3 protein-coding genes are annotated in these 5554 nt (G+C 52.7%); 2 read left to right on the top strand and 1 reads right to left on the bottom strand.

Annotated features, from left to right (window positions below; all coding sequences use genetic code 11):
* Nucleotides 1-140 precede the first annotated feature (140 nt).
* The gene (locus tag AQR02_RS13285) at nucleotides 141-950 is read right to left on the bottom strand and encodes a GNAT family N-acetyltransferase (RefSeq protein WP_054940910.1); all 810 of its coding nucleotides are present in this window, start codon (nucleotides 948-950) and stop codon (nucleotides 141-143) included.
* A 199-nt stretch (nucleotides 951-1149) separates the two neighbouring features.
* On the opposite strand from AQR02_RS13285, the gene mutS reads away from it, so the two are divergent.
* Nucleotides 1150-3984 (top strand): DNA mismatch repair protein MutS, encoded by a 2835-nt coding sequence (gene mutS, locus AQR02_RS13280; protein WP_054940909.1) that lies wholly within the window; start codon nucleotides 1150-1152, stop codon nucleotides 3982-3984.
* Between the two features lie 263 nt (nucleotides 3985-4247).
* Nucleotides 4248-5554: DNA mismatch repair endonuclease MutL (gene mutL / locus AQR02_RS13275; RefSeq protein ID WP_245237402.1), on the top strand; the 1307-nt coding region annotated here is incomplete at its 3' end.

Here is a 5554-nt window from a genome sequence, read left to right as displayed (position 1 = left end):
GCCAAATTCAAAGGTATTTATCCCTCTGATTTGCTCACAAACCGCGCCGTCGCCGAAATCAAAGGTATTTATCCCTCTGATTTCAACACTTAGCCGCCGGAATCGATTCAAAGGTCCTCAGCGCTTCTGTAATAAACAAATTATAATGGCGGATTTAAATACATCATTGTCCATGAGCCGATGTCGCGGAAGCCCAACTTTTTGTAGATCAGGCCGGCTTGAGGATTATTGTAGAAAAGGCACAGGGATTTGCCTTCTGCCAGCATATCCGCGCACAGCTTAGCCATTAAGTGAGACGCAAGCCCTTGATTCCTGTATTGTGGATGAGTAGCCACAGCAACGATCATCGCCGACAGTGAATTCTCTGCTGAGGTGGATGCTGTGGCAATAATCTTCCCATCCTGCTCCACGAAATAAGTTCGGCCCGTGCCGCTTTCCAGCGTTTTGTGCAGACTTTTCCGCGAATCTTCAGGTCTGCTGAGAAATTCCTCAATCTGATCGGTCAGCGTACAGATGGCATCGACATGTTGTACCGTCGCCTTTTGGATGGCAAGTGAAGCGGCTGCTGCAGGGCGGGTTACTTCTCCCAATTCCTTCAGCTCCGCGAAGTACATTTGCTTTTCATCCCTGATATTTATCCGTTCTCTAAAAGCCTGTACAACATCAGTAGCGCCGGAAATCATTTCAGCCTCTATATTCATGCGCACCAGCCCGGCAAAACCGTCCACGTCAAACGGGCCTTCGGCATAAGGCAGATAACTGTTATAGTAACGCAGCAGTATTGCTTTTAGCGGACCATCCGGAGAATCACATTCACCCCACAGCTCCATAAACTCCTGATCAAAGCCGAAATTCTCCACGTCCCCGATAATATACAGGTTGATTGCCGGATTGCGGCCAACGAGCTCCATCAGCCGTGTCCGGTCAGCTTCATGCAATTTTCGTATCATCCAAAATCCGCTCCTTGTCTGCGTTAGAAAATGTTGTCTGCCCACAATCTTACATTATAATGCATGGACTGGTCATTTGTCTGGCGTCTTTTGCTCACTGGACTACTGGTAATAATGGTTAATGATTTGGCAGAGTAACTTTGCTATGCGAGTTTCTGGTATAATAGAGAATACAGAAGAATTTGCATGGAGGTTAACAATGGCAAAATATACGCCGATGATCGAGCAATATTTAAAGGTAAAGGAAGGGGCGCAGGACGCATTCCTTTTTTTCCGGTTGGGCGATTTCTATGAAATGTTCTTTGATGATGCGCTTCTTGCCTCGAAGGAGCTTGAGATAACGTTAACCGGCCGGGAGGGCGGCGGTGATGAGAAGATTCCGATGTGCGGGGTACCTTATCATGCAGCCGAAGGTTACATACAGCGTTTGATTGAAAAAGGCTACAAAGTCGCGATCTGTGAGCAGCTGGATGATCCGGCCGTAACCAAAGGTATGGTGCGGCGCGATATCGTCCGTGTGGTGACACCGGGGACCGTTATGGACGGCAAGATTATTACGGATAAAAGCAATAATTATCTCGTCTGTGTCACTGAAGATGACGGTATGATGGCACTGGCCGCATGCGATCTGACGACGGGCGAGCTGTATGTGACGTCTGTCCTGTCGGGAGCAGAGTGGCTGCGTGACGAGATCGGTATTTATGAACCAGCGGAGATTATCGGCGATGCCGCGCTGCTGGATCAGCTCCGCAGTGAAGCTTCATTGCTGGCCAAGCCTGTAGTGTACACCCCTTGGGATAAACGGGAGGAGGAATTAGCCCGCCGCCAGTTCGGTGAAGCAGCATGGGTGCGCCTGGAGAAGGAGCGTGGCCAATGTCTGGCGCTCCTGATCTCCTATTTAAGCGAAACCCAGCGCCGTTCGCTCGGCCAACTGAGCCAGATTTCACCTTATGAACCCGGGAATTATATGATTCTTGATCCGTTCACCCGCCGCAATCTGGAATTGACCGAGACCGTACGTGAACGCTCCAAAAAAGGCTCGCTGCTCTGGCTCCTGGACCGCACTGAAACCTCGATGGGCGGCCGCCTGCTGCGCCGGAGAATTGATAAGCCGCTGCTGCAGCGCGCTCCGATTGAGCGGAGGCTTGAAGCTGTCGATTATTTATATAACCAGTTTATCGTCCGTGAAGATCTCCGCGGTGCCCTCAAAGAGATATATGACCTGGAAAGGCTGGTCGGACGCATTGCCTTCGGCAGTGCCAACGGCCGCGATATGAATGCACTGAAGCTGTCATTGGCGCAGATTCCGGCTCTCAAGGACATGTGTCTGACTTCCGGGTCCGCGACGCTGCGGGAAATCGGAGCTTCTATGGATGAGTGCGCCGAACTGCGTGATGACATTGACATGGCCATTGTTGAAGATGCGCCGGTGTCGGTACGGGACGGCGGGATTATTCGGACAGGCTACCATGAGCGTCTGGATGAGCTGCGTGAAGCCAGTACGAGCGGCAAACGCTGGATTGCCGAGCTGGAGGCGAAGGAGCGGGTCGCAACAGGCATTAAGTCTCTGAAGATCGGCTATAACAAAATCTTCGGCTATTATATTGAAATCACCCGTTCCAACCTCTCTTCGCTGCCTGAAGGCAGATATGAGCGTAAGCAGACGCTGGCTAATGCCGAGCGCTATGTTACACCGGAGCTCAAAGAGAAAGAAGCCTTAATTCTGGAAGCGCAGGATAAGATGACAGATCTTGAATACAGTCTCTTTACCGAACTGCGTGACCGCATTGCCGCACAAATTCCGCGCCTGCAGGCATTGGCCGAAAAAGTCGCGGAAATCGATGTCTATCAATGCCTCGCAGCTGTCAGCGCCGAGCATCGTTTTGTAAAGCCTAAGCTGTCGGACGGATATGACCTGCGGCTGGAGGGCGGACGTCACCCTGTGGTGGAAGCGGTGCTGAAGGATTCAGCCTTTATTGCCAACGGCAGTACACTCAGCAAGGACGAAGGCAATATTCTGCTGATTACCGGACCCAATATGGCCGGTAAGAGCACCTATATGCGCCAAGTAGCTCTCATCTGTATACTGGCACAAATCGGCTGCTTTGTGCCGGCTACGAGCGCTGAGGTGCCGCTGATCGACCGGATCTTTACCCGGATCGGAGCAGCGGATGACCTGATCGGCGGGCAGAGCACCTTCATGGTGGAGATGGCCGATATACAGGTCATGACCGAGAAAGCAACCTCGCGCAGTCTGATTATCATCGACGAGCTTGGCCGGGGAACTTCGACCAGTGAGGGCATGGCGATTGCCCAAGCGGTTATTGAATACGTGCATGATACGATTGCCTGCAAAGCACTTGTCTCAACGCATTTTCATGAGCTGGCTCATCTGGAGGAGAGTCTCCAGGGGCTGAGCAACTATTCAATGGCTGTTCAGGAAAGCGGGGACAAAGTGAACTTCCTGCGCAAGCTCGTACCTGGAGCGGCTGACAGCAGCTATGGCATCTATTGCGCACGGCTGGCAGGACTGCCTGAAGGCATTATTGACCGGGCATACGGATTACTCCAAAGCATTGAGCAAGCGGCACCTCCGGGCAGCGCAGTTCTAAATTACGGTGCCGGTTACGAAGGACGGGGCTTGCCTGGTGAAGTTAGAGAAGTCCAGCAGTCTTCAGAATACCCGCAGGCAAGCTCTGCTGTGCCAGCCATGGATTCTCTGCGAACAGAGAGTTCACCTTCTGCCAATGCAGCTCTTTCCGGTGGTACGGCTTATGCCGAGTCAGCTGTTTCATTGGCTTCCTTTGAAGCTGCACCGGGACAGGAAGTGGTCCAGCTGTCGATTTTCGGGGAAGAAGAGCCGCGCAAGAGCCGGAAGGGCAGCGCAGAAACCGCAGCAGCGCCTGCAGTGAAGGAGAACCCTGTAGTGAAGGAGCTGGTCGCTGCCGTGCAGGACGCTGACCTGATGAATATGACTCCGCTGCAGGCTATGAGCCTGCTGAATGAGCTGAAATTGAAAGCTAAAGGACTATAATAGTGCGGCAGATTACCTGATTAAAATTTCTTTATAGATTGAACATGAAAATAAGCATTCGGGAAAAGTGGCGGAGGGGAATTTTGGAACTGTAGGAGCGGTAGCGTCCGCCTTTGTCTGCGGATTTCTACCGTTAATTACGGTAAAATCAAGAAATCTGCAGGCGGGCAGCGGCCGGAAGTCCAAACATTCTCTGTAGTCACGGCTAATCCTAAAATAGAAAGTCATAACTTCAATCTATATAACCGCGAGGTGAACGATTCATGGCCAAAATTCATGTGCTGGACGAGCATATTGCCAATCAGATTGCTGCCGGAGAAGTGGTGGAGCGTCCTGCTTCTGTTGTGAAGGAGCTGGTAGAAAATGCGATTGATGCTGGCAGTACCCGCATTGAGGTTACGGTAGAAGAGGGCGGCCTGCAAAGCATCCGGGTGAAAGACAACGGCTCAGGCATCGAGCCTGAGGATTGCGAGACCGCCTTCTACCGCCATGCAACGAGTAAAATTGCCAATGGCCGTGATTTGTTCCAGATCACCAGCCTCGGGTTCCGGGGCGAAGCATTGCCCAGTATTGCGGCCGTGTCTAAGGTATCACTGCTGACCGCAAGCGGTGATGACGGTAAAGGCAGAGTGATCGATATCGAAGGCGGTAAACTGATCCGTAATGAAGATAATCCGTCCGGGAAGGGCAGTGATCTGGCTGTACGGGAATTATTTTATAATACCCCGGCAAGGCTGAAATATATGAAGAGCATCCAGACAGAGCTCGGGCATATTTCAGATGCGATGTACCGGATGGCCTTGGCACATCCGAATATCTCCTTTACGCTGCATCACAACGGCAACCAGCTGTTGCATACCCTCGGCAACGGTGATCTGCTTCAGGTCATCGCTGCCGTCTACGGCACATCGGCTGCTAAGGCAATGCTGCCGGTAAGTGCAGAGGATCCGGATTACCGGATCTCAGGCTACATCAGCCGGCCGGAATGGACCCGGTCCAACCGGAATGCGGTCACTACGATTGTCGGCGGTCGTTATATCCGCAGCAACGGCCTGAACGCGGCGATCCTGCGGGCATATCATACGCTGCTGCCGATCAACCGTTATCCGCTGCTCGTGCTCCAGCTTGACATGCATCCGTCGCTTGTTGATGTCAACGTACATCCGGCGAAGCTGGAAGTCCGCTTTAGTAAAGAAAATGAGCTGTATACTTTTGTTGAACAAGAGCTACGTAAGGTTCTGCTCGGCCAAAGCCTGATTCCCCGCCCTGGTAAGGAAGTGCTTGGCGGGAAAGGCAGCAGCTCCTTTATTCAGGAACAGTTCGCCTTCACCAAGGGAACGATACCGCAGCCTCCGGAGTCTGCTGCAACTCCAGTATCACAGGACGTGCCTGGCCCTGGAGGAGAGTCATATCCACGTGAATCCGGCAGCGGCTACGGCTCTCCGGCTGTGACCCGTGGCGGCGGAGAGAGCAGTGCGCCGTTGTTTGGCAGCGCCCGCGAGCAGCGGTCCGGACAGGTACAGGCCTTCCAGCCGCAGACCAGGGAAAGTGCGTCTGCCTATAGCGGCAG

Origin of the sequence: Paenibacillus ihuae, assembly GCF_001368795.1 — a bacterium.
In the GTDB taxonomy this organism is placed as follows: domain Bacteria; phylum Bacillota; class Bacilli; order Paenibacillales; family Paenibacillaceae; genus Paenibacillus_AQ; species Paenibacillus_AQ ihuae.
This window is presented reverse-complemented; position numbering and strand designations above follow the sequence as displayed.

What these genes read in the sequence shown, in the direction of transcription:
- AQR02_RS13285 (WP_054940910.1), bottom strand. Translation starts at nt 950, where the DNA reads ATGATACGAAAATTGCATGAAGCTGACCGGACACGGCTGATGGAGCTC.
- mutS (WP_054940909.1), top strand. Translation starts at nt 1,150, where the DNA reads ATGGCAAAATATACGCCGATGATCGAGCAATATTTAAAGGTAAAGGAA.